Origin of the sequence: Dubosiella newyorkensis (assembly GCF_001945605.1) — a bacterium.
Classification (GTDB): domain Bacteria; phylum Bacillota_I; class Bacilli_A; order Erysipelotrichales; family Erysipelotrichaceae; genus Dubosiella; species Dubosiella newyorkensis.
Window position 1 is genome coordinate 15,404 of record NZ_MPKA01000053.1, and the last position, 23,123, is coordinate 38,526.

At 40.5% G+C, this 23,123-nt stretch carries 28 protein-coding genes and 1 rRNA gene; 4 read left to right on the forward strand and 25 right to left on the reverse strand.

Features of this window, described 5'->3' with window-relative positions; all coding sequences use genetic code 11:
* Positions 1-55 precede the first annotated feature (55 nt).
* Positions 56-355, forward strand: a complete 300-nt coding sequence (locus tag BO225_RS12305) for a winged helix-turn-helix domain-containing protein (protein WP_076340867.1) — start codon at positions 56-58, stop codon at positions 353-355.
* Positions 356-399: 44 nt separating this feature from the next.
* Here the strand turns inward: BO225_RS12305 and BO225_RS03365 are convergent, their stop codons facing one another.
* The 5 genes from BO225_RS03365 to BO225_RS03385 all read right to left on the reverse strand — a co-directional run bounded on the left by BO225_RS03365 (position 400) and on the right by BO225_RS03385 (position 3,804).
* A complete protein-coding gene (locus tag BO225_RS03365; protein WP_076340868.1) occupies positions 400-660 on the reverse strand; it encodes an FRAT-87 protein in 261 nt (86 codons plus the stop codon).
* A 123-nt stretch (positions 661-783) separates the two neighbouring features.
* Entirely contained in the window at positions 784-1,044 is a 261-nt protein-coding gene (locus BO225_RS03370) for an FRAT-87 protein (protein WP_076340869.1), read from the reverse strand.
* A 392-nt stretch (positions 1,045-1,436) separates the two neighbouring features.
* Positions 1,437-2,420 (reverse strand): choloylglycine hydrolase, encoded by a 984-nt coding sequence (gene bsh, locus BO225_RS03375; RefSeq protein ID WP_076340870.1) that lies wholly within the window; start codon positions 2,418-2,420, stop codon positions 1,437-1,439.
* 73 nt (positions 2,421-2,493) lie between these two features.
* Entirely contained in the window at positions 2,494-2,859 is a 366-nt protein-coding gene (locus tag BO225_RS03380; protein WP_076340871.1) for a MerR family transcriptional regulator, read from the reverse strand.
* Positions 2,860-2,916: 57 nt separating this feature from the next.
* On the reverse strand, positions 2,917-3,804 hold the full coding sequence (locus tag BO225_RS03385; protein WP_143356754.1) for a DarT1-associated NADAR antitoxin family protein: 888 nt from the start codon (positions 3,802-3,804) through the stop codon (positions 2,917-2,919).
* Between the two features lie 99 nt (positions 3,805-3,903).
* Here BO225_RS03385 and BO225_RS03390 point away from each other — a divergent pair, with 99 nt between their 5' ends.
* Positions 3,904-5,280 carry an MATE family efflux transporter gene (locus BO225_RS03390; protein WP_076340873.1) on the forward strand — a complete coding sequence of 459 codons (1,377 nt, stop codon included), beginning with the start codon at positions 3,904-3,906 and terminating at the stop codon, positions 5,278-5,280.
* Positions 5,281-5,447: 167 nt separating this feature from the next.
* Here the strand turns inward: BO225_RS03390 and BO225_RS03395 are convergent, their stop codons facing one another.
* Complete coding sequence (locus BO225_RS03395) at positions 5,448-6,536, reverse strand: 6-phosphofructokinase (protein WP_076340874.1); 1,089 nt, start codon at positions 6,534-6,536, stop codon at positions 5,448-5,450.
* Positions 6,537-6,578: 42 nt separating this feature from the next.
* Positions 6,579-6,953, reverse strand: coding sequence for a PH domain-containing protein (locus BO225_RS03400; RefSeq protein WP_076340875.1), 375 nt, complete (start codon positions 6,951-6,953; stop codon positions 6,579-6,581).
* Positions 6,954-7,030: 77 nt separating this feature from the next.
* Here BO225_RS03400 and BO225_RS03405 point away from each other — a divergent pair, with 77 nt between their 5' ends.
* Positions 7,031-7,291, forward strand: coding sequence for a SemiSWEET family transporter (locus BO225_RS03405; RefSeq protein ID WP_076340876.1), 261 nt, complete (start codon positions 7,031-7,033; stop codon positions 7,289-7,291).
* On the opposite strand, the gene BO225_RS03410 is transcribed toward BO225_RS03405, so the two are convergent.
* From BO225_RS03410 to BO225_RS03435, 6 genes are all read right to left on the reverse strand, one after another.
* Positions 7,286-7,975 carry a hypothetical protein gene (locus BO225_RS03410; protein WP_076340877.1) on the reverse strand — a complete coding sequence of 230 codons (690 nt, stop codon included), beginning with the start codon at positions 7,973-7,975 and terminating at the stop codon, positions 7,286-7,288. The two genes, BO225_RS03405 and BO225_RS03410, sit on opposite strands and share 6 nt — an antisense overlap.
* 156 nt (positions 7,976-8,131) lie before the next feature.
* Entirely contained in the window at positions 8,132-8,629 is a 498-nt protein-coding gene (locus BO225_RS03415) for a bifunctional hydroxymethylpyrimidine kinase/phosphomethylpyrimidine kinase (RefSeq protein WP_076340878.1), read from the reverse strand.
* A 113-nt stretch (positions 8,630-8,742) separates the two neighbouring features.
* A complete protein-coding gene (locus BO225_RS03420) occupies positions 8,743-10,188 on the reverse strand; it encodes an MFS transporter (RefSeq protein WP_076340879.1) in 1,446 nt (481 codons plus the stop codon).
* Between the two features lie 41 nt (positions 10,189-10,229).
* Positions 10,230-11,603 (reverse strand): MATE family efflux transporter, encoded by a 1,374-nt coding sequence (locus BO225_RS03425; protein WP_076340880.1) that lies wholly within the window; start codon positions 11,601-11,603, stop codon positions 10,230-10,232.
* The gene (locus BO225_RS03430) at positions 11,600-11,953 is read right to left on the reverse strand and encodes a DUF3784 domain-containing protein (protein ID WP_076340881.1); all 354 of its coding nucleotides are present in this window, start codon (positions 11,951-11,953) and stop codon (positions 11,600-11,602) included. The genes BO225_RS03425 and BO225_RS03430 overlap by 4 nt, the downstream gene beginning before the upstream one ends.
* A gap of 77 nt (positions 11,954-12,030) precedes the next feature.
* Complete coding sequence (locus BO225_RS03435) at positions 12,031-12,507, reverse strand: MGMT family protein (RefSeq protein WP_076340882.1); 477 nt, start codon at positions 12,505-12,507, stop codon at positions 12,031-12,033.
* A 191-nt stretch (positions 12,508-12,698) separates the two neighbouring features.
* Between BO225_RS03435 and BO225_RS03440 the strand changes: the two genes are divergently transcribed.
* Positions 12,699-13,574: a MerR family transcriptional regulator gene (locus BO225_RS03440; RefSeq protein WP_076340883.1), complete on the forward strand. Its 876-nt coding sequence runs from the start codon at positions 12,699-12,701 to the stop codon at positions 13,572-13,574.
* A gap of 155 nt (positions 13,575-13,729) precedes the next feature.
* Here the strand turns inward: BO225_RS03440 and guaA are convergent, their stop codons facing one another.
* The 12 genes from guaA to rrf all read right to left on the reverse strand — a co-directional run bounded on the left by guaA (position 13,730) and on the right by rrf (position 23,119).
* The gene (guaA, locus tag BO225_RS03445) at positions 13,730-15,271 is read right to left on the reverse strand and encodes a glutamine-hydrolyzing GMP synthase (protein WP_076340884.1); all 1,542 of its coding nucleotides are present in this window, start codon (positions 15,269-15,271) and stop codon (positions 13,730-13,732) included.
* A 36-nt stretch (positions 15,272-15,307) separates the two neighbouring features.
* Complete coding sequence (locus tag BO225_RS03450; protein WP_076340885.1) at positions 15,308-15,688, reverse strand: DUF488 domain-containing protein; 381 nt, start codon at positions 15,686-15,688, stop codon at positions 15,308-15,310.
* Positions 15,681-16,346 carry an HAD family hydrolase gene (locus BO225_RS03455; protein ID WP_076340886.1) on the reverse strand — a complete coding sequence of 222 codons (666 nt, stop codon included), beginning with the start codon at positions 16,344-16,346 and terminating at the stop codon, positions 15,681-15,683. Before BO225_RS03455 ends, BO225_RS03450 begins: the two co-directional genes overlap by 8 nt.
* A gap of 248 nt (positions 16,347-16,594) precedes the next feature.
* On the reverse strand, positions 16,595-17,596 hold the full coding sequence (gene tsaD / locus BO225_RS03460; RefSeq protein WP_076340887.1) for a tRNA (adenosine(37)-N6)-threonylcarbamoyltransferase complex transferase subunit TsaD: 1,002 nt from the start codon (positions 17,594-17,596) through the stop codon (positions 16,595-16,597).
* Positions 17,596-18,042 carry a ribosomal protein S18-alanine N-acetyltransferase gene (rimI, locus tag BO225_RS03465; protein ID WP_076340888.1) on the reverse strand — a complete coding sequence of 149 codons (447 nt, stop codon included), beginning with the start codon at positions 18,040-18,042 and terminating at the stop codon, positions 17,596-17,598. The genes tsaD and rimI overlap by 1 nt, the downstream gene beginning before the upstream one ends.
* Positions 18,039-18,638, reverse strand: a complete 600-nt coding sequence (tsaB, locus tag BO225_RS03470) for a tRNA (adenosine(37)-N6)-threonylcarbamoyltransferase complex dimerization subunit type 1 TsaB (protein ID WP_076340889.1) — start codon at positions 18,636-18,638, stop codon at positions 18,039-18,041. The genes rimI and tsaB overlap by 4 nt, the downstream gene beginning before the upstream one ends.
* Positions 18,631-19,086, reverse strand: a complete 456-nt coding sequence (gene tsaE / locus BO225_RS03475) for a tRNA (adenosine(37)-N6)-threonylcarbamoyltransferase complex ATPase subunit type 1 TsaE (RefSeq protein ID WP_076340890.1) — start codon at positions 19,084-19,086, stop codon at positions 18,631-18,633. The genes tsaB and tsaE overlap by 8 nt, the downstream gene beginning before the upstream one ends.
* The gene (locus BO225_RS03480) at positions 19,083-20,447 is read right to left on the reverse strand and encodes a replication-associated recombination protein A (RefSeq protein WP_143356756.1); all 1,365 of its coding nucleotides are present in this window, start codon (positions 20,445-20,447) and stop codon (positions 19,083-19,085) included. Before BO225_RS03480 ends, tsaE begins: the two co-directional genes overlap by 4 nt.
* A 49-nt stretch (positions 20,448-20,496) precedes the next feature.
* Positions 20,497-21,780 (reverse strand): patatin-like phospholipase family protein, encoded by a 1,284-nt coding sequence (locus tag BO225_RS03485; RefSeq protein WP_076340891.1) that lies wholly within the window; start codon positions 21,778-21,780, stop codon positions 20,497-20,499.
* A 63-nt stretch (positions 21,781-21,843) separates the two neighbouring features.
* Positions 21,844-22,311: a GNAT family N-acetyltransferase gene (locus BO225_RS03490; RefSeq protein WP_076340892.1), complete on the reverse strand. Its 468-nt coding sequence runs from the start codon at positions 22,309-22,311 to the stop codon at positions 21,844-21,846.
* Between the two features lie 9 nt (positions 22,312-22,320).
* Positions 22,321-22,905: a histidine phosphatase family protein gene (locus BO225_RS03495; RefSeq protein WP_076340893.1), complete on the reverse strand. Its 585-nt coding sequence runs from the start codon at positions 22,903-22,905 to the stop codon at positions 22,321-22,323.
* 100 nt (positions 22,906-23,005) lie between these two features.
* A 5S ribosomal RNA gene (gene rrf / locus BO225_RS03500) occupies positions 23,006-23,119 on the reverse strand.
* Positions 23,120-23,123 lie beyond the last annotated feature (4 nt).

Consider the following 23,123-nt stretch of genomic DNA (forward strand, 5'->3'; position numbering starts at 1 on the left):
TAAAGATTACAGAAGTGTTAGGAATTTCTTAATAAATACCCTTTATACTGAGGATATGACAGATTCAAATTGGACTCTTTTACCTTTTGACTTTCGGTATGATCTAAAAAACCATCACTTATATCAGCTTGATCAGCGGATCTTTCTTACCCCTACAGAACAGAGGCTGTTCGATATGCTTATAAAAAATCGTGGCCGCATCGTTCGTCGAGAAGAGCTGACTCTCCATTTATGGAATACAGAACAATTTATCGGAGAAGGCACTTTGACAACATCGATGTCTCGGCTGCGTAAGAAGATCGGAAATCCCCATTTAATCAAAACGATAAAAGGGATCGGCTATTGGATCCCATGAAAAAGGTCCGGAAATTCCGGACCTTTGATCTATCATGCTTTTTATTAAAGAGCTTTTTTCATTGCTTCTAGAACAGCGATCTTGTCTTGTTCTACAGCTGCGTCTAAAGTTTTTCCTTCTTTTTCGTCTTTTTCAGCCCAACCTTTGATTACACCGATACGATCATCGATACGATCTGCTAAAGTTTGACCATATTTTTTTGCATCATCATCGAAATGTGCTTCGAATTCATCAACAACGGCTTTTCCGTAGTTGCTATCTCCTGCTGCTGCTCTTAATTTAGCGATTGTTTCTTCTTTAGTCATAGTGTTTTTTTGTTTACCATTTTTAGGGTTCTTTCTTCGGCAATTTGGTAAACATCCTTCTTTCTTTTTTCAGTTGTTATGCCGAAACCCGATTTTTATATTGTGTTATTGTGTTCGATCAACTTATGCGATTGCTTTCAAAGCTTTTTCTACGATCGCAATCTTAGCGGCTTCTTCATCAGCTTTTGCTGCGTCGCCTTCTTCACGATGTTTCTTTTCCCAACCTTTAAGTGTTCCAAGACGATCATCTAGACGATCTTTTGCATTTTGCGCATATTTTCCTTCTTCACCGAAGTTAGCTACTAAATCAGCGATTACTTCATCACCATATGCAGATCCACCGATCGCGTCAGTCAATACTTTTTTGAATTCATCTTTTGTCATAATTTGTTGCATGCTTTAATGAGGGGAATTACTGGGGGCATCCATAAAAGCATACTGCCTTCTTTCTATCTTCTTTATATGCCCTATCCTTTATTTACAGTATCAATATACCCTTTCGCATAGAGATCATCAACTTTGATGCCCGTAAATGTATTCTTTTTATTGTACATTTCAAAAAAAAAAGAAATCTGCTTATTTTCCTTTATATAAAGACTATTTCTTAGATTTCACAAGGAGATTCAAATCTTGATTGTTATAAAACGTGCACATTCTCTACTTGTTTTCTAAAAAAAATGCGTTATTATAATTGGCTTTTTTCAATACTCCTGCCTTGAGGATAAAAAAAGAACTAGCACAGGATCGCTCCTATGTTAGTTCTATCTCGTTTTTACTTAGTTTTGGATATTGACGTTTAAATCACGAAGAACTGGATAAGAGATCAAAGAAGAACCTTCCAGGTTTTCTTTTTTCATATCCACCGCGTTGATGTTTTGGTTGTAATACGTCGTGTAATAGAAGATTCCCGAATCCGTATCTCCAACACTTGTATATTGAGTGATCTCGTATTCGCCTGGATGTATTTCGGCTTCCCCATTGACCTGCTGCACATTCGTAAGGATATGGAAATATTCACCTACATTTTTTTCAATACTGTTTGGATCACAGAATGAATTCAGACGTGTAAAGGCGGCACGAACAAACCGGCTTACTGAATCGACTCCGCCAGGAAGACCGGTCGATCCCATGCCTCTGGAATAAAGATCGATGTCTTTGGCATCTTTCGCGAAGCGTGGGGTAATGATCTGTCCTGTCAATTGAGAATAGATCGAGATGTTTTTGCATTGCCAATCAAAATCTGGGCAGTTTGTCAAAACATCGTATGGATCATCATAAACACGGAAACCTTTTTCTTTGGTTTGTTCAACAACGATACTTTCGTTTTTATCGCCAATCAGAAAATGAAGCGGTGAATTCGGTTGTTCTGCCGAGAAATGAACATCGCAAAGATTGACATTTTCTAGAAGCTTCCGAGCTTCTTCCACTGTAGAAGCTTGTCCTAAAATATATGGGATGAACTCGAAAGGCGCGATATTTTTCTTTCCTTCTTGAACAGGCGCATAATAGGCCAATCCCGCAAAGGCAGTACCAGCCATTCCTAAACCGGCGTCGTTGATCGCTTCAAAATACAATGGATAATCGTTTTGGATCAATCCCATCCCGATCAAGGCATGATGATTTTTGATCTCGCTTCCATCCTTCATTTTGAATACATAATTATGGGGTGTGATGACCACATCAACTGGATAATTGATTTCTAAATCAAGGTTCCGGCCAAATAAATGGCAGCCATTTGTATAGTTAACAGCAGTACACATATTGATTCCTCTTTTCTATAGCTTTATCATACAAAGTTGGCCCAATAAAAAACATTGATATGCTTGAGATATATCAATGTTCGTTTTTCTGTAACTTTTTCTTGTAGTAGTCGATCTTATGATCCAAACGACCTAGCATTTGATCCATTTGAATTCTCTCTTGGATCAAGATCTCCCTTTGCTCCTGCAATAGATCCAATCTTTTGGCTAACGTAGTGTCTCCTTCTTTGGACAAGTTGACAAATTCCACGATCGCCTGGATCGGAAGTCCCGTTTTACGCATGCACAAGACAAGCTCGACCCAACCCAGATCCGTTTCATTATAATCTCGGATCCCGCTAGATGTCCTATGAACAGGAGGAATCATTCCTACTTTTTCATAATAACGAAGGGTATCCTCTTTGATGTTGAACTTTTCGCTAACTTCTTTGATTTGCACTTTTTTCTCCTTTAATAAAAAGTATACGTCTTAGAGTTAAGTCAAAGTCAACAAGAATTACGGTAGCGGACGACAAGTTTTTTCAACGAACTCTTTGCTTAGAACTTTTGGGCCCGAAACCTTGAAGTAGATCGTATACGATTTTGAATCTTTTTTCACGACCTCGCCTTTGCCGATCGTAGGATGAACGATCCATTCGCCGATCGCGAACGCTTTTTTCTTTTCCGTTTTTGGGAGCACAAGCGAAAGCGAAGTATCTTCTACTTTCGTTTGTTTTTGATCTTCTACCTTCAAGATCGGCGAATAATACATCGCATCGACTAGATCAGAAAATGAATGAATATTTTTCAATACGCCCGCCTGGGCCATCGATACATATATACAGCAGGCAAGAGCTTGATTTCCTCCTTTGGGTTCTTCCGCACATTCGATATCCGTAAACGCGTTGAACTCCAGCAGCTTTTGTGCCAATAAAGGATGTTCTTTGATCGCTCTAAAATAAAGCCATGTGTAGAAGGCGGTATCCGGATTGGCTGGGTATTGCTTGTTTTCAAGGTTAAAATGGACGACTTTTCCGACTTTTTGTTTTCGAGGATCCCGCTTGGCTTCTAAAGCCGATGCGCCGAGCAAATCATAAAAGGGGCCTCCATGTTCATAAACTTTGGATGCTTGGTAAATATTCTCGATGGAAAAGGCCTTCTGCAAAAAAGGAAGGCGAAGCGTTAAATTGAATGGCGAAAGCGCGATCCCGACTTCTTGATCGGATTTGGTCGAGATTTCCAGAACTTTCATCGTGGGGTATCGTTTTAAAAACGCGGCATGGAGCGCTTCCACATTCTTTTTCTTTTGACTGGCGGATTGGCCAGGAAAAAACTCAAATTCGATTTTTGCTTTTTTATAATAAGGTCTTTGAGGCGTGACCATAAATACGATTCTTGTTGTCATACCTTTATTTTAGAAGAATTCTTAATAAAAGAGCGTTGAATTGCTTCTTTCCAAAGAAAAAAAACTTTCGTACAATAATAGCGTTTATGGAGGGATACTATGAGTGAAAATCAAAATACGATGGATATGACATCGGGTCCATGTGCCAAACAGATCTTACTTTTTGGAACTCCGCTTTTAGCTGGAAACCTTTTACAACAGCTTTACAATTTTGTAGATACGATCGTCGTCGGAAGAGGGATCGGCGTCGATGCTTTAGCCGCTGTCGGTTTGACGGGTTCTTTGAATTTCTTAGTGCTTGGATTCGTGATCGGTCTTTCTCAAGGCGTATCGATTCTCGTTTCGCAATACTTTGGAGCGCGAGATCCACAATCGATCCGTCGATCGATCACAATGTCTTTTTTTCTTTGTTTTGGATTTTCGATCATAATTACTTTTTTAGCTTTTTTCGGGACCGAATGGCTGTTGCGCTGGATCCAGACGCCGGAAGATCTAATGGCCAACGCCAAGCTTTACATCCAGATCATCTTCGCTTGTATGAGTGTTTCGATGTGTTATAACTTTTATTCTGGCATCTTGCGCGCTTTTGGCGATTCTAAAAATCCATTGATCGCGATGATCCTCTCCTTTTTCTTGAACACGATCCTCGATATCGTGCTTGTCATCCCTTGTAAAATGGGAGTCGCTGGCGCGGCGATCGCGACCGTGGTCGCCCAGTTATTTTCTGCGATCTATTGTTTTACGTTCGTTCAAAGAATCCAAGAAGCCAAAATCAAAAAAGAAGATTGGAAATGGAATCCTTACTTATTTTTTCGTTCATTAAAGTTGTCCATTCCTGTTGCAATCATGAATTCGATCACTGCTGTAGGGGTCATGGTGCTTCAAAGCGCGATCAATCAATTTGGTTCGATCTATATTGCGGGCTACACGGCTGCAAGCAAAGTGATCATCCTTCTTGAGCAGATCCCGAGCACGTATGGGTTTGCGACAGGCACATTTGTTGGACAAAATCTAGGGGCCAACCATTTAGGTCGGATCAAAAAAGGGGTCAAATCGATGAATATCGCGATGGCGTTGATGTGTCTTGCCTGTTGTGTCTTGATCTTCTTATTTGGAGAGTTCTTAATGAAAGTCATGATTGGGGGAAACGAGCATGAAACGATGCTCATTGGTTTTCATTGCTTGAAGATCTTATCCCTATTCCTAGTAGGTCTAGGGTGGCTATGGATCTTCCGTTGCGCGCTGCAAAGTATGGGCGATACGTTTTGGCCTATGATTTCGGGAATCGTGGAATTGGTTGCCCGGATCGGCATGGTCGCCCTACTTCCTGTGTTTCTTTCCTTTGATGGGATCTTGTTGGCGGAAGTTTCGGCTTGGGTAGCGGCCGCCTGTATGTTGGCGATCGTCTATTGGATCACGATCCGCAAGCTCGATCAATCGCATTTGCTCATGGAGCGCCTGCCTTTGGAAGTCTAACAAAAAAAGAGAAAACCAAAGTCTTCTCTTATTTCCATAATTTTGAAAAGATCGAAACGAAGGATTCGATCTTTTCTTTTCGCTTGACGATCGTTTTTCGCATAGTCTTCTCCTTCGGTTAGATATAACTAACTTAAGTATATCGAATCAAAACGATCTGTCAAGTTCTATTCTTGTTCATCTCCAAAGCTGATTCCAAGCATACGCGCTTGTTCGATGATCGAAGCGTCTGGTTGGACGAGTTTTAATTTACCAGCGACTTCTTTCAAAGGAACTTTGATGATTTCTCGATTTTTATATGCCACCATATAGCCATATTTTCCATCACAGATCAATTTTCCGGCTTCGCTGCCCAATCGGCTTGCAAAGACACGGTCATATGCATCAGGCGCTCCTCCACGTTGAGTATGGCCAGGAACCGTCACGCGGACTTCGCGGCCTGTCAGTTCTTCGATCTCTGCTGCTAATTTATACGACACGGATGGATACATATATTGGCTCAATCGTTCTTTATATTCTTTTTTGCTTAATTTCCGATCTTCTTTCGACATCGCTCCTTCTGCGACGACAATGATCATAAAATGGCCATCGTTGCTCGTCTTTTTGTTTTCAACCACTTTAACGACTTGATTAAGATCATAAGGAATCTCCGGAAGCAAGATAATATCGGCTCCTCCCGCGATCCCTGCATTCAGTGGAAGCCATCCTGTTTTGTGCCCCATCAATTCGACGATGAACACGCGACCATGGCTTGAAGCGGTAGTATGAATTTCATCGATGCAGCGTGTCGCGATGTCCACAGCCGATTGAAATCCAAAAGTCATATCGGTTCCCCATAAATCATTGTCGATCGTTTTTGGCATCGCGATCACATTCAATCCTTCTTCCGAAAGACGATTGGCTGTCTTGATCGAGCCATTTCCTCCAAGTACGACGAGGCAATCGAGCTCTAAAACTTTATAGGTTTTTTTCATGAGCTTGACTTTATCATTACCTTTCTCGTCTGGTTTGTCTAGGTCCTTAAACGGAGTGCGGCTTGTTCCTAAGATCGTTCCACCGACCGTTAAAATGCTCGCGAAATCATCGCCTCGAAGCATTTTAAAATTGTTGTACATCAATCCTTTGTAGCCATCGATAAAGCCATAGATCTCTACAGGTTCTTTGGCGTTGTGTTTTACGGATTTATAGATCGCGCGCATCGTTGCGTTCAGTGCTTGGCAATCCCCTCCGCTTGTTAACATTCCTACTCTAAGCATATTATTTCTCCTATCATTTGATTTTAATTATACGCTTTCCTTCTATAAAGCGTATTTAGAAATGCATTGTCCGATCTGCAGGATCTCGTTATCGCCTAAAAACTCAAACTTGACTTTTCCCGCTCCGCTAAAATACATTTCAAGTTCACAGTCGAGATCGAACGTTCCAGAAGTCTCGATTGAAAAGACGGAAATCTTTTTATAGGGCATCGATGTATAGTCTTGCTTTTTTCCGGTAATTCCTTGTACATTACAGGCAATTACTCTTCGATCTGTAAAGACGACAAAATCCCGAACGCTTTTATAGGCGCCGATGATTTGTTCTCCTTCGATCAAAAGAAGGCGCAGATTTTTTCCGATCGCGCTTTCATCACATTTTCTGAGCTTCCATAAAGCTCCATTTTCAAAATCGATCATATATTTTCCTTTCCTTCTTGTATCTAATTTGACATATTTTCTTTAGGTTATTTATATTTTAAATACGAGGTGAAACTATGAATAAAAATAAACTCTATCATTATGTAGGGACTACCGCTTCTATCATGTCTGTTTTAATGTATGTATCCTATATCGCGCAGATCCATGCCAACTTGAATGGTCAAAAGGGCAATGTCATACAGCCAGCCGTAGCGTTTGTGAACTGTATCCTTTGGACAATCTATGGCTTATGGAGCAAGCCAAAAGATTGGCCGATCATCATCGCGAACGTTCCAGGCATCTTTCTTGCTGCGTTGACTGTAGCGACCGGTCTATGATCTAAATTGGATCATAGACCCTTCTTGCAAAGAGGGATCTTCCAATAGTGTTTCTATTTGTTGTTTTGTTGTTTGCGAAGGCGCTTTATTGGCTTCAAGTTGGGTTTCGATCTTTTCTCCAGTTGGACGTTTTGTTTGAATGGTTTCAGATTTCGTGTCAATTTGATACGTCCAAGTCTGTGTGTCTTCGGATTGTATCGTATAACGATCGTCTTGTTTTTGAATAGAATACGAAGGATCGAGTGTATATTTTTGTCCATCGTTGATCAGAGCGGGTGCAAATAAGGAAGCGATCGTCTGGGTAAACAGTTCTTCTGGCGCTTGTTCGTTTTCGATCAAATCGACCACATACCCATCCTCTACTTGAGTAAAGAGGATCGTTTTTCTTTTTCCATTTTCTTCTTTTGCGATTTGAAGCGTTGGCGCCGTATATTTGCTGGTATCATTTGTTCCTGAATTTTTCCAGGCTCCATAACTTTTTCCCTCTTTTTTCCATAAATTGATCGTGGTTTCTTCTTGGTTGGTCGAGTCTGTTATACCGATCTCGATTGAGTTTGTATTGGCTTGCGTATGGATCCAATCCATCAGAGCATTTGCATCCACTTTTTTAGGGGCAGTGCAGCCGATAAGGCATAAGCCAAGAAGAAGACTTATATATCGTGTTTTTTTTAATAATCGTTTCATGTTCTTCTGATTTTATTTCGAATTTCTTATGATTTCTTCGATAGACTAAAGCTATGAAAAAGAAACCGATCCATTTAGAATCCAGTGCGTATTTGAGAGAACTTCTCTCTAAAAAATCGGGAAAAAAACCGACTCACAGAAAGTCGGTTCCTTCCACTATGCTACGATCTCAGTGAGTGGCTTATTTTCTGTCAATCCTTTCGTGATCTCTTCGCTTGTTAAATCTTTATCGAACCAAATGGCTTGATTGCTTGTATAGAGAAGATTTTTAGCGGCAAAGATTCCTTTGGCAAATAAGATGACAGAAGCTCCCGAATGGTCCGCGATATTCTTGGCTGCCATTTCCATGTCTTGGTCGCTTGTGACCGACATACGGTCTAGCACTTCGGCTTCTGGAATACTTGGGATCACAACTTCGGCCATTGGCAAAAGCAAGCCTGTTACGGCTTCGATCAAATGAGAGGAATTCGTAATGCTTTTAAGGTCTACAACAATGTGTTTTACAGAATAGTCGCGAAGAAGTGTGGCGACTCTTTCTATAAAATCAGCGTCTGGAAATTCTTCGACGATCACGCCTTCGACTGTTCCGCTTTCCAAAGCTTCTTTCACCACACCTTCTGGGATCGTATCTGTGATTCGTAAAATGTTACTCATATTTACTACCTGCTTTCTTTTCTCTTCTAGAATAATTCTTTATTTTATTTTTTTGCGCTCAAATGCCCGGATAGATAAAAACCATCGAGCTTTGAGTCGATGGTTTCATTTTTTTAGGCTTTTGCTTGTTTTTTTGCGCGGTTTTCAGCCATCTTACGATAAATGAACGTGGATAAAATAAAGGTGAGCAAGCCGGTGATTGCCGAAATCAAGAAGACTGTATCGACTCCCATCGTGATTCCATGAACGCCTTGTTCTGAAAGGCGTAATGTATCATAAGCAATTCCATCCAAGCTCGAAGAGATCACGCTAGAGAGCGAGATGAAGAATCCGATCAATGAGGTTCCGATCCCCATATCTTTTGGAGTAAGGACGGCTTGGGCTGCTGGTGTGATCACGACAGACCGGAACGAATCCGCGATTCCTGTCAAAGAGACCATAACGATCACGAACCATAATGGCATGTGCGGACCAATAAAGACGAGTCCGGCAAAGGCGATCGCGATACAGATTCCTGCGATTGAAAGAGAGATCCAAGAGTTTCTGGTTTGGTTTTTTGCGACCCAACCACCTACAAGTCCTGGAAGAATGATCGAGATGATCGTACGTGGGATCGTGACAGAGCCGCTTGCGGTCGTGCTTTGTCCCATGATGTCTTGGATTGCATTTGGAATATAGGTCGTTAATCCTGTAACATAGAACATACTCAAAAAGGCGATCAGCAGTAATAAACTGTACTCTTTGTTTTTGAAGATATGGAGCGGGATCAATGGACTTTCCGCCTTGCTTTCCACAAAGAACAATAAGATCAACGCTACGATTCCTACTCCCATGCATCCAAGAACGACTGGATTGCTCCATCCGGAAGTCGGTCCAAAATTGAGGGCGAGCAAGATTCCGCCTAAGCTTAGAACGAGCAAAATCGTTCCTTTGACATCAAGATGCACCCCACTCGCGCCCTTTTCTTGATCTGGATAATTCATCACGATCAATGGAACGCCTACTAAAAGTCCAATGATCGGGAACAAGATCGCAAGGACCATCATATTCATATCGGTAAATACTCCCGCTAAATAGGAGCCAAGGAATGACCCGATTCCTAGAACGATCGCGATCAAGCCCATCGCTTTAGGAACATCTTGTCGTTTATTAATGATACCTGCCAAGATATAGGGTGTGGTCACAAAGCTTCCCATCGCAAGGAATAAAAAGAATCGGCATAGGATGAACAATGGTAAATTGTTTGCGAAAACGAAACCGATCCCGGAAATCATGCTAATGATCCCGCCAACTAAAATGACTTTACGCATTCCATAGATGTCGCAAAGACGACCTCCAATTGGGGTCATGATACACATGGCCATCGAACCGATCAGCGTTACTAAAGAAAAAGCAGATTCTGCTCCTATGTTCTTTAACATTGGTCCTTGGATCGTGGCGAGCGACAATCCATAGGCGGCTGTCGCGAACACTAAACCTAACGAGCCAATCGTAAGGAGCATTCTTTGCTTCGAATTGAATGATTCATAAGATATACTCGAATTTGTAGTACTGCTCATAAGCATCTCCTAACTTTTATCAAGAAAATGTTATCAATTTTTTAGAACTTTTCATATTCATTTGCTTGATTAAGTTCCGGGAATACGGTAACGAGCATCGTGATAAAACAAATCGAACCTCCGACAAAATTACTGATCGGCTCAGCCGCAAAGACACCAATCGCTCCCATATTGAAAAGGTTTGGAAGCCAAAGCGTTAGCGGTATGACGATGATCACTTTGCGAAACAAAGAGAAGAAGATCGCTTGGTTGCGTTTATTGAGCGCCTTGAATGTCGTTTGTCCAGCATATTGGAGAGCTTGAAAGAAAAACGCGAAAAAGTAAAGACGCAATGCAGGAATACACAATTCGATCAGCTGGGGTTCTTGATTGAACAATTGAATGAATAAAGCGGGGAATGCTAAGACCAGGATCCACACGACACTTGTATAAAGGCAGGCGATCGCGGTCAAGGCCCAGATCGTCTTTTTGACGCGTTTATAATAGCGAGCACCATAATTGTAGGATAAAATAGGGCTTGTTCCATCTGCCAAGCCAAAAATGATCGTATCAAGGATCTGCCGCACAGAATTGACGATCGTCATGATCGAGATGTAAAGGTCTCCGCCGTATTGGTTGAGAACATTGTTGGAAATGATTTGAACGAGTGAATTGGTGCACTGCATCACAAAGCCTGCCATTCCTAAAGATACGATGTTTTTGGTGCAATCCCAAAATTCAGCCACGCCGAGTGAAAAGAAACGAAGCCGATATTCCGCTTTTTTGGAAGTCAAAAAGCGAAGGACAAAAATGGCCGATACGATTTGAGCAAGCACGCTTGCGATCGCGGCTCCTTGAATGCCTAGATGAAAGCTAAAAATAAAAATTGGATCTAGAACGATATTGAGGATCGCTCCGATCAAGATCGTCACCATGCCGATGGTAGGATAGCCTTGCGCGTTGATGAATGGATTCAAGCCTAAAGAAATCATCGAAAAAAGAGTGCCAATGATATAGATCTGCATATATGGCAGGGCGTAAAGGATCGTCGTTTGACTTGCGCCAAATGCATATAGTATTTTTTCGCAGAACACAAAGCCAAAAACACTCAGCAGGATTGCGGTGATCACAATCAGCGCAAACGATGTATTGATATAGTTTTCGGCTTTTTGATGGTTTTTCCTGCCGCTTTCAATAGCGCAAAGCGATGCGCCACCAGAAGCGTAAAGATTAGCGAACGCATTGATCAAGGAGATCAAAGGAAAACAAAGTCCTACTCCAGCGAGCGCTTGCATTCCTACTCCTTCGATCCTGCCAATATACATGCGATCCACGACGTTGTAAAGCAAAGATAAGACTTGAGCGGCAATCATAGGACCAGCCGCGCGCATGATATTTTTTGAAATGCTTCCTGTTCCGTAATCGATCTGCTTCATTCCGTTTCTTTCCTCTTTTTTGAATATTTCCGAAAATTTTGTTCTGGTGTATTCTTAGCGTCTTTTAAGAATAAAAATAGCCAGGTCAAAAAAGCTAGGATCCCTATATAAGTAGAAATGAAGTAGGAAGCGATCGCTCCGATTCCTAGCAGAAAAGTCCATACATAGAAAGTTTTAGCTTGGGTTTTTGATATTTGTTCTTTGTTATATTTTTTTTGTTCTTCTTTACTTAATGAATTGAATTGACTGAGTAAAGTGACCGCTTTTCCTTTCAATGTTGAAAAGACGAGGCCCATCGACAAAAAAAATAAAGAAAATGGAAGACATGTCATAAATCCAAGATTATCCATACACTCACCTCCGTTTCAGTATAACATGTCTATCTTCTACTTCTGCTATAGATCCATGCTTTTTCTAGTTCTCTTGATCATAAAGCCATTAAGGCCTTTTCATAATCTTTGACATAATAACGAAGATTCTTTCTTCCTTTTTGAAGAATCGTAAATCCTTCTGCTTCGAGCTTTTCTTTTTGCGCTTGAATTCCGCCTGGATATTTCGCATTCAGTTCTCCATGAGCTTTTAGGGTTCTCCAATAGGGAGTGGGGTTTTCATTTCGTTGATGACTAGCCCAAGCAGCTATGGAAACAAAGATTCCTGCTGTGATCGGATAGGTAAAATCGGCTCCGTTTTCTTTAGCGAAATATTTTCTGATCATTTGGATCGTGAGCAATTTCCCTTTGGGGACTTTTTTCATCATTTTGTCGTATTCGATCGGTGGCGCAAAATACATTCGTGCCCCTCCATATTTTGCGATGCTTTTCTCATCCGTGATCGTCTTGATTTTTGGCATATCTTTTGGATCGTTGAGCATTGCGTTAAAATCTTTTTTGTCTTCGTTTGCCATCGTTTTTCCTCCTATCTTCAAATATAGAAGAAAGAACGAGGATTGCAATGAGGCAGTTAGTAAAAAAATAAAAAGCGTTTGATAGGAACGCTTTAAGACTAGTGGTAAAGTTTTGTGATAAATTCAAAATCAAGGATTGACCTATACGCAACGTACACGCTTATGGTTTAAGTGTAAGGAGGTGTTTTGGCATGTTATTAAATGAGATCGTTCAGGAAGTAGGGATGACCAAACGCGCAATCAAATATTACGAAGAAAAAGGATTATTATCTGTAAAGAAAGATGAGAATGGGTATCGTAATTACACAAAAGAAAACGTGGAAATATTAAAAAAGATTTCTATATACAGAAAATTAGGTATTGGCATTGATGATGTTAAAAAGCTTTTAGAAACAAATGACAAGAAAATTCTTCTAAACATATACCATCAAAAGTTACAAGAAATGCAAACGGAAAAGTCTGAACTTGAAGCATTAAAAGAGTTTATCGATGATGGCGATCCCGATAAAGCAAATGAGCTGCTCGATTATGAGACCATTGAAAACGCGATCGAATCCATGCTTCCAGAAGAAAAATGGGCTGATTATTTAATCAGTCACTTCAAACCGTTTCTCAATGTGAGAATTAAAACTTCTGAGCAAAAACAAGCTTTAAAGAATCTCTTAGAATACTGTGATGAGACCACTTTAAAAATACCATTTATGATGCGATTAGGAACTAAGCTAGCAGGCGGTATTATTAATGAAACAAGAACAGCGGATGAAATGATTGCTTTTTATCGAGATATGAGCGAAGAAGAATATGAAAGATTAAAAGATGGCGTTTTAAAAGGTGCTAAATTAAAATCAGGAATATTGAAATATTATCCAGCTTACATAGCCCAAAGAAAAATGATGAAAGAATTTCAAAACAAAGGATACAATGATATATTTATTCCTAACCTTATGATACTATCACCAAAATATGGAGAATATAAAAGAGCTTTAGATCGCGTTAACGATAGGATCTGTAGAGAACTTGGACTCCATTATGACTCAAATTTTAACTTTATCATCAGAAAGCCATAAAAAAACGCCCTTAGCCATGCGTTTATTCCCACAGCTAAGGGCGTTTCTAATATGGATTTCAACCTCTTGTTTGACAGCAAGAATAATCACATACAAACAACTGTGATCGATTATCAAAAGTCCACATCAACACTGGACTTCTTCAAACTCACAATTTATTCGAACTCGATCGTCCCAGGAGGCTTCGAGGTGATATCATAGAGCACACGGTTGACATGATCGACTTCATTGACGATCCGGTTTGCCACTTTGTCTAGGACATCAAATGGGATCCTTGCCCAATCGGCTGTCATACCATCAATGCTTGTGACTGCTCGTATCGCGACAGCGTAATCATACGTTCTTTGATCGCCCATCACCCCTACACTGCGCATATTGGTCAAGGCTGTAAAGTATTGCCATATATCGCGTTCTAATCCTGCTTTCGCGATTTCTTCCCGTAAGATCGCATCAGAATCTTGAACGATCTTGAGCTTTTCTTCTGTAACATCGCCTAAAATGCGGATCCCAAGTCCTGGTCCTGGGAATGGCTGGCGCCAAACCATCTCATCTGGCAAACCGAGCTCGCTTCCAAGTTCGCGGACTTCATCTTTGAATAAGGTGTTCAGCGGTTCGATCAATTGGAACTGCATATCTTTAGGCAGACCGCCCACATTGTGATGTGATTTGATAGTCTGCGCCGTCTTTGTTCCGGATTCGATCACATCCGTATACAGAGTTCCTTGCGCGAGCCACTTGATATTTTCTCCTTCTGTCAATTTCTTGACTTCTTCATCAAAGGTGTAGACAAACTCGTTTCCAATGATCTTGCGCTTTTTTTCTGGATCGCTTACTCCTGCAAGTTTTGAGAGAAAGCGATCTTTCGCGTCGATCTTCACGAGATTGACATTCATGTTTTTGCCAAAAGTTTCCATGACCGATTCAGCTTCGCCTTTTCGAAGCAGCCCATGATCGATGAACATACAAATCAGCTGATCGCCGATCGCTTCATGCAAGAGAGCGGCTACGACACTCGAATCCACGCCACCACTCAATCCTAGAAGGACTTTGTCGTCTTTCACTTTATCTTTGATCGCTTTTTTCTGTGTTTCAATAAAATCATGCATTGACCAATTGGCTTTCGCTTGGCAAATCTTGAACACAAAGTTTTTTAGCAACGTATTTCCATATTCTGTATGCCGAACTTCGGGATGGAATTGGAGAGTGTACATTTTTCGTTCCGTGTCTTGCGCTGCCGCAAATGGGCAATTGTCTGAACAAGCGATCGTTTCAAATCCAGGCGCTAGCTCTGTTACTTTATTTCCGTGAGACATCCAAACGGTTTGGGTGCGTGGGGTTCCTTCAAACAAAAGGTTTTCCTTTGTCACTTCGATCGTCGTACGCCCATACTCACTAGATTCTCCAGGTTCAACTTTACCACCAAGTTCTTGCTGGATGAGCTGCATTCCATAGCAGATTCCAAGAACAGGGATACCGCTTGTCAAAATGGCAGGATCACATTTTGGAGCATCGGCTTCAAATACATCTTCTGGTCCGCCTGAAAAAACGATTCCTTTTACATCTTCCAACTTTTTGATTTCTTCCAAAGTCATTTCGTTCGAATGGAGTTCAGAATACACTCCAAATTCCCGGATCCGTCGTGCAATCAGCTGATTGTACTGACTTCCAAAATCCAATACTACGATCTTATCTGGCATATTTTCTCCTCACTCTTTCCATCTCTGTATATCTTATCATAACGTCTTGCTCGGAACCAATTTTTCTAAAAGCCATTCCTTCAAAACGACAGCTTGATTGTCTTGCGTATCCTTCGCTCCATATAATAAAGTTACATTTTGGGTTTCTAACTGTTTTCGCACAATTTCCACCAAACGTTGAGCTTCTCCATTTTGTTCCAGCTCTTCCCGATATTTTGTTTTAAATATTTCAAATCTTTGTGGATCGTGATGAAACCACTTTCTCAATTCGTTGGAAGGCGCAATCTTTTTTTCCCAAGAATCTAAATGCGCATCCACCTTTTTGATCCCTCTAGGCCAGATACGATCCACTAAAACCCGATATCCATCTGTAGAAGCAAATGGTAAATAGACCTGTTTTATATACAGTTCATGCATGTTCATTCTCCTGTTCTAGAAAGTCGATGACTTCGCTCAGATCCTTTTTTTCATATTGAATCGCTTCTTTCATTTCTTGGTCAGGAACGATTTGATCGGGGATAAAGATCGATATCATGTTCGCGTTCTTAGCCGCCAAGATTCCGTTTTTACTATCTTCCAATACAAGACAAGAGGATGGATCGACACCAAGCTTATTGGCAGCTCCTAAAAAGATCGCAGGATCAGGTTTTGAAGCATATCCTTCTTTTCCCGAAACGATAAGAGCGGGTTCGATAGGAAAACCTGCATACTCTAAAAATGTTTCGATATGTTCACGATAAGAGCTGGAAGCGATCGCAAAAGGTATGTTTTTATTTTTTAAATATTGTACAAGTTCTTTTAAACCCTGCTTGTTTGCCGAGCCTGGAACGGAAAAAAATCGAAAAAAGTAATCCATTCGCTCCTGTTGGCATTCTTCCATCGCCTTAGAAATTGTCGGATATTGATTCTCATACATTGCGATTCGTCTAGAATCACAGCCAATCATGCTTTGGATCACTGTATCTGGCACTGCATTCAAGCCATAGGCATTGAGCTTTTCGCGAAATTGTTGTTTGAACATTTGTTCTGTATCGAACATCAAACCATCCATATCAAAAATAACTGCTTTGATCATACGTTACCTCTTTTATTTCTTAGCCAAATTGTCATCGAATTGAACGGACATGTCAATGGAAAAAGCATCCGGCTGCAATCGGATGCTTTTATTATAGGACAGAAAAAGATGAGTCATAGAGTTAAGGATGTTCAAACACAGTTCGCTTTTTCTCCAGTGATGTTTGTTCAACCTATTTTTTGTTTCTCATCTATTCAAGCTTTCGTCTTGGTTTACACTTATATTATGGCTTGATATATTCTCGTTTTCTATTGAATTGCCCACGATGAATCGCCGCTAAGATCTGCAGACCCTCGGCGCCCCACTTTATTCGCGATCTCTCCTGCGACAGCGATCATACATGCATTATCCGTACAACAATACATAGGAGGGACAGTGAATTCGATCTTTGGATACTTTTGCCTTAGTTCTTCCACTTTTTCGCGCAATCTAGAGTTTGCGGAAACACCGCCCCCTACAACAAAATGCTGAATATCTGGATAATCTTTCAAAACCCGCTCTACCCGAGAAAAGATCTCATTTAATGCTGTTTCTTGAAAGCTAGCGGCAAGATCTTCCATTTTAAATGTTTCGTGAGCTTTTTCTTTTCTTTTGACAAACTGTAAAACACCTGATTTTAGTCCTGAAAACGAAAAATCATATTTACCTTCTGTCTTCGGTTGCGGAAGACTATAGATCGGCTCCCCTTGTTTGGCCAACTGATCGATTTTAGGCCCACCCGGATAGCCAAGATCAAGTACCCGGGCCACTTTGTCATAGGCTTCTCCGATCGCGTCATCTTGCGTTTCTCCTAAGATTTCGAAACTATGTTCATCTTTCATGTAAACAAGTTCAGAATTTCCACCACTGACGACCAAAGCTAAAAGTGGATATTTTAAATCTACGACAAGAGAATTGGCGTAAATATGACCAGCTAAATGATGGACTGGAATAAGTGGTTTATGAAAAGCAAAGGCTAGTGTCTTGGCCGCTTGCACACCTACATGCAGACATCCAATCAAGCCAGGACCTTTTGTCACAGCTATCGCATCGATTTGTTCCATCGTCATATTGGCTTCTTTCAACGCTTTTTCTATACAGATGGAAATATTTTCGACATGGATCCGGCTAGCCACTTCAGGTACGACGCCTCCAAATTCCGTATGGACATCGATTTGCGAGGCGACCACCGAAGAAAGGATTTCTTTTCCATCTTTAACAATGGCGACTGCGGTTTCATCGCAGCTGCTTTCTATTCCTAAAATAATCATTATATTCCTCCAATTGGCTTTGACATATAGATGGCTGTCTGACCATCTGAATAATATTTTTTAGAGCGGTTGGTTTCGATAAACCCAAATTTTTCATAAAGGTGACGAGCCGTTTGATTTGATTCCTTTACTTCTAAAGAAAACAATTCACATCCTTTTTGGATCGCTTCCATTTCTAGAAATTTCAAAAATTCCATTCCATATCCATTATTTCTTTCTTCGGGAGCGATCGCGATATCGGCGATGTCCGCTCGTTCGAACAAGATCCATAAAAAAGCGAAGCCAACGATTTTTTTTCCTTCGAGCATGAGCCAGCCTGTAGAAAAGGGGTTACCTTCGATTTCATAACAAATATTGTCATATGTCCATGGATCGCTGAAGCACTTTTGTTCAAGTTCAAAAACTGCTTTTGCATGGCTCAGATCCATTTCGATAAAATCGATCATGCTTTATATGCCTCGCTACTTTTTAAATACTCGGGTGTCAAGGTATGCTTGTTTTCGACGCGTTGTGCGTCTAGGAGCAAGTCACCGAAATTTTTTAAATAATCACTGCTTTGTCCTTGCTGTCCAATTAAATAGGCATCTCCAAAAACGGGAGCTGGATGCGCTTTTAAAAATGACTCCCCTTGGTCGAGCGTAATGATCTTCGGCCCTTCGATCAACTTGCCATTTTCTAGATAAGCCGCGTATACACGAGAAGAGCGAGCATCCAAAATAACATTGGCTTTTTCTTCTTTTCCAGCATAAAGCTGCATCGTAGAAATCGTTTTGAGCGTTTGACCCATTTGGGTGCTTAAAACTTTTGCGATTGTCATGGCGATTCGTATTCCTGTATAGCTACCTGGTCCTTTCGTGATCACGATTTGATCAAAATCTTTATAATCGAGATCGTTTTTTTTCAAGAGGCGTTCAAGTTCAACAAAAATCGTTTCACTTTGTTTTTTGAAAGCTTCGAAGGCGATCCCATCGATCAATCCATTCTCGTCGTATAAACCGATAATCAAATTTTTATAAGCACTATCCATACATAGACTAAGCATTTTCGTACTCCTTTACAATTTCTTGAGAAACGGGTCCTGTTCCTAACAATTCAATCGTTCTTTCTTCTCCATCTCGAGCAAAAATATTCATTTCGATGTGATCAGAAGGGATCTGGTTTTCAATAAAGTGAGACCATTCGATAACACAGATACCTTCATCAAAACATTCTTCAAATCCAAGATCTTGATCGAGTCCTTCCAACCGATAAGCATCAATGTGAAAGAATGGTTTATCATCGCCTTGAACATAATTTTTCATAATCGTGAATGTAGGTGAGTTGATGGTCTTTTTTACGCCTAATGCTTTTCCAAAGGCTTGCGTCCATGTCGTTTTACCAGCACCTAGATCGCCACTCAAACAAATGACGATATTCTTTCCTTGAATTAAAGAAGCAAGATTTTGAGCCAGTTCTTTCGTTTCCTTGATCGAATGGATTTTGATATTCATGATTTTTTCATTCTCCTTAATCTATGATAGTTGGCTTTGATCGCGTTGATCTGTTCCATGCGTTTTTTAACTTTTTGTTCCGAACCTTGATCGGAAGGCTGATAATATTCTCTTCCGACAAGTGAATCGGGCAAACACTGCATATCGGTCATATGGTAAGCATAGTCATGCGAATATTCATAATTTTCTCCATAGCCTAGATCCTTCATGAGTTTTGTTGGGGCGTTGCGGATGTGCAGTGGAACAGGTTGTTCTAATGTTTTTCTAGCGTCCTCTTTCGCTGCATTATACGCCACTTCAAGGGCATTTGATTTTGGCGCTAGGCATAAATAAACGACTGCGTGGGTCAAATGGACATTGCATTCGGGCATTCCTAAATAATGGGCCGCATTGTATGCAGCTATACAAATTTCGAGCGCTCTTGAATCGGCCATTCCAATATCTTCGCTGGCCATCCTTACGAGTCTTCGCGCGACGTAAAGCGGATCCTCTCCTGCTTCAAGCATTCGAGCCAGCCAATATATGGCTGCCTGCACATCGGAATTGCGGACGCTTTTATGGAGGGCGGAAATAATATTATAATGCTCTTCTCCTTGTTTATCATAGAGTAATGATCTTTTTTGCAGACATTGCTTGATGATATCTTGAGATACATGGACTCCATCGACATCGCTTGGCGAATTGATGATGACCATTTCTAATGTATTCAGACAAAAGCGAGCATCGCCATTAGAGAAAGCGGCAATCTTATCGATGTCTTCCTCGCGGATATCGATATGCATTTGTCCAAATCCTTGTTGAGAACTTAGTGCATGATAGATCAGTTGTTTGAGATCTTCTCGTTCGAGTGATTGAAGCACGAAGGTTCGACAGCGAGAAAGAAGGGCAGAATTGACTTCAAAGCTTGGATTTTCCGTTGTTGCTCCAATCAAGATGATGCTTCCTTTTTCGACATAAGGAAGAAATGCATCTTGTTGGGCTTTATTGAAGCGATGGATCTCATCGACAAATACGATCGTCTTTTTGCCTGCTTTTCGATCGAGTTCGGCTTGCTTCATAACGGCTTTAATTTCTTTGATTCCACTTTGCACAGCTGAAAAATCGATAAAGTTCGCTTTCGTTTGATGGGCGATGATTCGAGCGAGTGTCGTTTTTCCTACTCCTGGCGGGCCCCAAAAGATCATCGAAGGAATTTGATCGTTCTGGATCATCTTCCATAACAGGCTTCCTTTTTGGACGAGTTGTTTTTGTCCGGCATATTCTTCGAGTGTTTGGGGACGCATTCGATCAGCCAAAGGCCGAAACACTTCATCTGGTTTTGTTTCTTCTTGTTCAAAGAGTGTGTTTTGATGTATTTCCATATCGTTCATTATACTACAATCGAAAAAAACCTCATAAAAAGTTATGAGGTCATAGATCGAGCAAAAGTCTACATTTATCCAATACGATCCAAGCAATCGCGATATAGTAAGGAAGAAGATACTTTTCTTTTAGCTTATCAAAGCCTTCCGGTAAGTGTAGTCCATAAGAAAGAAAGGCGGAATGGAAAAAAACGATAAGATCTCGAGCGCCTTTCATTTCCATAAAGCGATATTCGATTTGATAAGGGAGCGTATTCGGATCGGCGTTGAAGTTCTCTAAATGGATCAGGATCTGTTTTAAAAAATCTTTAAAATGATATTGCTGGAAAAGTTCTAATCCACAAATACATCCGATAGCTTCTAACACTCTTCCTAAGATATATTCGTTCGAATACTTATTGTTCAAAGGCCGAGGAACATATTGAAACAAAAAGGTATAGATTTCTTTAAGCGCCTCAGGAAGCTCTTTAAGGTCTGCCTTTTTCCCTGCTTTCTTGATGATTTCTATGCCGATTTTTTCAAGAGTCAGCATATCTTTCCAGTCTTCTTCATAAAATGTATAGAGATAGCCTGGCGCTTTGTTTAAATACTTTAAAGTTTCTAAATATCCCTCCATAATTTGAGGGGTCAAGTCCGCTCCTGAAAAATCTAGATAATACTTCAGTTTCATCAATGGGCGGATCAAAAGATGGTTCTCGTCGCTTTGAAAAGGATCCGGTATTTCAAAGTCAGAGATATCGATCGCGATCAATGATGTAGCCCCCATCTCTTGAGCGAGCTCATAAGGAACGGAATGAGCATAGCCTCCATCCGCATAGTATTCTCCATTGATCTTAATCAAGTTGAATGCCGGAAAATAGGCAGTGCTGGAGAATATTTGCTTGATTACATTCTCCTTCGTCATTTCGGATTTATAAAAGGCTTGCGGCTTTTGTTGACTCATATTATAGGAGAGGCATGCATAGTCGATATGAGATCCCATAAAGCGATCAAAATCAAAGATTTTTTGATAGCGCGTGATCAATGGTTGGATCGACGGCCCATCCTCGCAAAATAGATCAAAGAATGCGTCGGCGCTTTGCCCTTTTAAATCCTTCGAAGAATATTGATTCGGAAACATGAACAAAGATTCGGATACATCTTTTTGTTGGAATGTATTGATCCAATCAACGAGTTTTTGACTGTCTTGTTGAACATAGATCGCTCCGCAAAGAGCGCCGATACTGACGCCTGTCACTAAATCAAAAGTATAACCTAATTTGTTGAGCGCTTGGCAAACACCAACTTCGTAGCTTCCTTTTGACCCTCCACCACCAAATACGAGTGCTTTCATTTTCTGAACCTCCGTTTTTTTTATTCTAAGGTTCTATTTCGAAAATGTAATGAAATATGCTTATCAAAGAATCATTTCCATGCCGATCCGATATGGCTTCATTCCTAAGCTTTCATAAAAAGCTTGGGCTCCAGGATTCAAGCTCCAAACATTCAATGTGATGTTATAGTAGTCGTTTTGTTGTGCGAATTTGACTACATGTTCATAGAGGGATTTCCCGATATGTTGATGTCGGGCCTTTTCATCTACACAAATATCGTCGATATATAATGTTCGAATATCCGTTAGTAGAGAAGAATTCAAGTGTTGTTGATGAAGACAAAAAGCATATCCTAAAACGTGATCTTTTTGGTCGCAACTTACAAATATGAATGTATTTTGGTCATCTAAAAGCTTTTCCAATTCTTCTTTATTGTATTTTGTCGCAGGTCCATAAAACAGATCGGGCCTTCCGTTATGATGGACCATGTTGACTTGTTCTAAAAGGTCCAAGAGTCTTGGAATATCTTTCATTTTGGCTCTACGAATCATGGTTCCTCCTTATCGTGCTGGTTTGTTTTCATTAACTACATTTTCTAAAATAAATTTTCCGTCTTCGTATATATATTTTAGAATACAACAATTATAAAAAGGTTCATTTTTTTTAATTGGACTTTCGTTTTCCCATTTTCTATAAAAATTTGCGATTGCTCCTCCATGGGAAACGATGAGAACACTCTCATGGTCGGAATGTCTCATGATATTTGTGATTGTTTCATTCATTCTTTGTTGAACTTGCGCTCTTGTTTCGCCATTTCCATAGACGGAGAAGAAAGTATCGTATTGATCTAATGGTGGATTCAGCGATTCGCTTTCGCCGTCGAACTTACCAAAATTCATTTCTTTTAATCCTTTTAATCGCTTATAGGATAAAGTCGTGATCAATTCGAGAGTATCGCTTGCACGTTCAGAAGTCGAACAATAAGCGTGGGTAAATTGAATTTTATTTTTTTCAAACCATTCTTTTGCCTTTTTTGCTTGATCGATTCCATTTTGAGTAAGTGGCGAATCGGTCCATCCTTGGATCCTTTTCTTTTTATTAAATTCCGTTTCTCCATGGCGCATTAAATAGAGTGTTTTTTTCATAATCCTATCCTTTCTCATCCTTGATTTGATGATAATATAAATATTTATATTTACAACACAAAAGAAGACCAGAAAGCATACACTTTCTGGTCTTCTCTAGAACCGGCAGCGTCCTATTCTTGCAGGCGCTAAGCCAACTACCTTCGGCGATGGAGTGCTTGACTTCTGTGTTCGGGACGGGAACAGGTATTTCCACTTCTCTATCACCACCGGATCTT

What these genes read in the sequence shown, in the direction of transcription:
- BO225_RS03385 (WP_143356754.1), bottom strand. Translation starts at nt 3,804, where the DNA reads ATGACAACAAGAATCGTATTTATGGTCACGCCTCAAAGACCTTATTAT.
- BO225_RS03365 (WP_076340868.1), bottom strand. Translation starts at nt 660, where the DNA reads ATGACTAAAGAAGAAACAATCGCTAAATTAAGAGCAGCAGCAGGAGAT.
- BO225_RS03490 (WP_076340892.1), bottom strand. Translation starts at nt 22,311, where the DNA reads ATGATTCGTAGAGCCAAAATGAAAGATATTCCAAGACTCTTGGACCTT.
- BO225_RS03390 (WP_076340873.1), top strand. Translation starts at nt 3,904, where the DNA reads ATGAGTGAAAATCAAAATACGATGGATATGACATCGGGTCCATGTGCC.
- rimI (WP_076340888.1), bottom strand. Translation starts at nt 18,042, where the DNA reads ATGATCGATTTTATCGAAATGGATCTGAGCCATGCAAAAGCAGTTTTT.
- tsaE (WP_076340890.1), bottom strand. Translation starts at nt 19,086, where the DNA reads ATGAATATCAAAATCCATTCGATCAAGGAAACGAAAGAACTGGCTCAA.
- BO225_RS03395 (WP_076340874.1), bottom strand. Translation starts at nt 6,536, where the DNA reads ATGCTTAGAGTAGGAATGTTAACAAGCGGAGGGGATTGCCAAGCACTG.
- BO225_RS03435 (WP_076340882.1), bottom strand. Translation starts at nt 12,507, where the DNA reads ATGGCAAACGAAGACAAAAAAGATTTTAACGCAATGCTCAACGATCCA.
- BO225_RS03480 (WP_143356756.1), bottom strand. Translation starts at nt 20,447, where the DNA reads ATGGAAATACATCAAAACACACTCTTTGAACAAGAAGAAACAAAACCA.
- BO225_RS03415 (WP_076340878.1), bottom strand. Translation starts at nt 8,629, where the DNA reads ATGAGTAACATTTTACGAATCACAGATACGATCCCAGAAGGTGTGGTG.
- guaA (WP_076340884.1), bottom strand. Translation starts at nt 15,271, where the DNA reads ATGCCAGATAAGATCGTAGTATTGGATTTTGGAAGTCAGTACAATCAG.
- BO225_RS03405 (WP_076340876.1), top strand. Translation starts at nt 7,031, where the DNA reads ATGAATAAAAATAAACTCTATCATTATGTAGGGACTACCGCTTCTATC.
- BO225_RS03420 (WP_076340879.1), bottom strand. Translation starts at nt 10,188, where the DNA reads ATGAGCAGTACTACAAATTCGAGTATATCTTATGAATCATTCAATTCG.
- tsaD (WP_076340887.1), bottom strand. Translation starts at nt 17,596, where the DNA reads ATGATTATTTTAGGAATAGAAAGCAGCTGCGATGAAACCGCAGTCGCC.
- BO225_RS03455 (WP_076340886.1), bottom strand. Translation starts at nt 16,346, where the DNA reads ATGATCAAAGCAGTTATTTTTGATATGGATGGTTTGATGTTCGATACA.
- BO225_RS03485 (WP_076340891.1), bottom strand. Translation starts at nt 21,780, where the DNA reads ATGAAAGCACTCGTATTTGGTGGTGGAGGGTCAAAAGGAAGCTACGAA.
- BO225_RS03450 (WP_076340885.1), bottom strand. Translation starts at nt 15,688, where the DNA reads ATGCATGAACTGTATATAAAACAGGTCTATTTACCATTTGCTTCTACA.
- bsh (WP_076340870.1), bottom strand. Translation starts at nt 2,420, where the DNA reads ATGTGTACTGCTGTTAACTATACAAATGGCTGCCATTTATTTGGCCGG.
- BO225_RS03430 (WP_076340881.1), bottom strand. Translation starts at nt 11,953, where the DNA reads ATGGATAATCTTGGATTTATGACATGTCTTCCATTTTCTTTATTTTTT.
- BO225_RS03425 (WP_076340880.1), bottom strand. Translation starts at nt 11,603, where the DNA reads ATGAAGCAGATCGATTACGGAACAGGAAGCATTTCAAAAAATATCATG.
- BO225_RS03410 (WP_076340877.1), bottom strand. Translation starts at nt 7,975, where the DNA reads ATGAAACGATTATTAAAAAAAACACGATATATAAGTCTTCTTCTTGGC.
- BO225_RS03440 (WP_076340883.1), top strand. Translation starts at nt 12,699, where the DNA reads ATGTTATTAAATGAGATCGTTCAGGAAGTAGGGATGACCAAACGCGCA.
- BO225_RS03400 (WP_076340875.1), bottom strand. Translation starts at nt 6,953, where the DNA reads ATGATCGATTTTGAAAATGGAGCTTTATGGAAGCTCAGAAAATGTGAT.
- BO225_RS12305 (WP_076340867.1), top strand. Translation starts at nt 56, where the DNA reads ATGACAGATTCAAATTGGACTCTTTTACCTTTTGACTTTCGGTATGAT.
- BO225_RS03495 (WP_076340893.1), bottom strand. Translation starts at nt 22,905, where the DNA reads ATGAAAAAAACACTCTATTTAATGCGCCATGGAGAAACGGAATTTAAT.
- tsaB (WP_076340889.1), bottom strand. Translation starts at nt 18,638, where the DNA reads ATGCTTAGTCTATGTATGGATAGTGCTTATAAAAATTTGATTATCGGT.
- BO225_RS03370 (WP_076340869.1), bottom strand. Translation starts at nt 1,044, where the DNA reads ATGACAAAAGATGAATTCAAAAAAGTATTGACTGACGCGATCGGTGGA.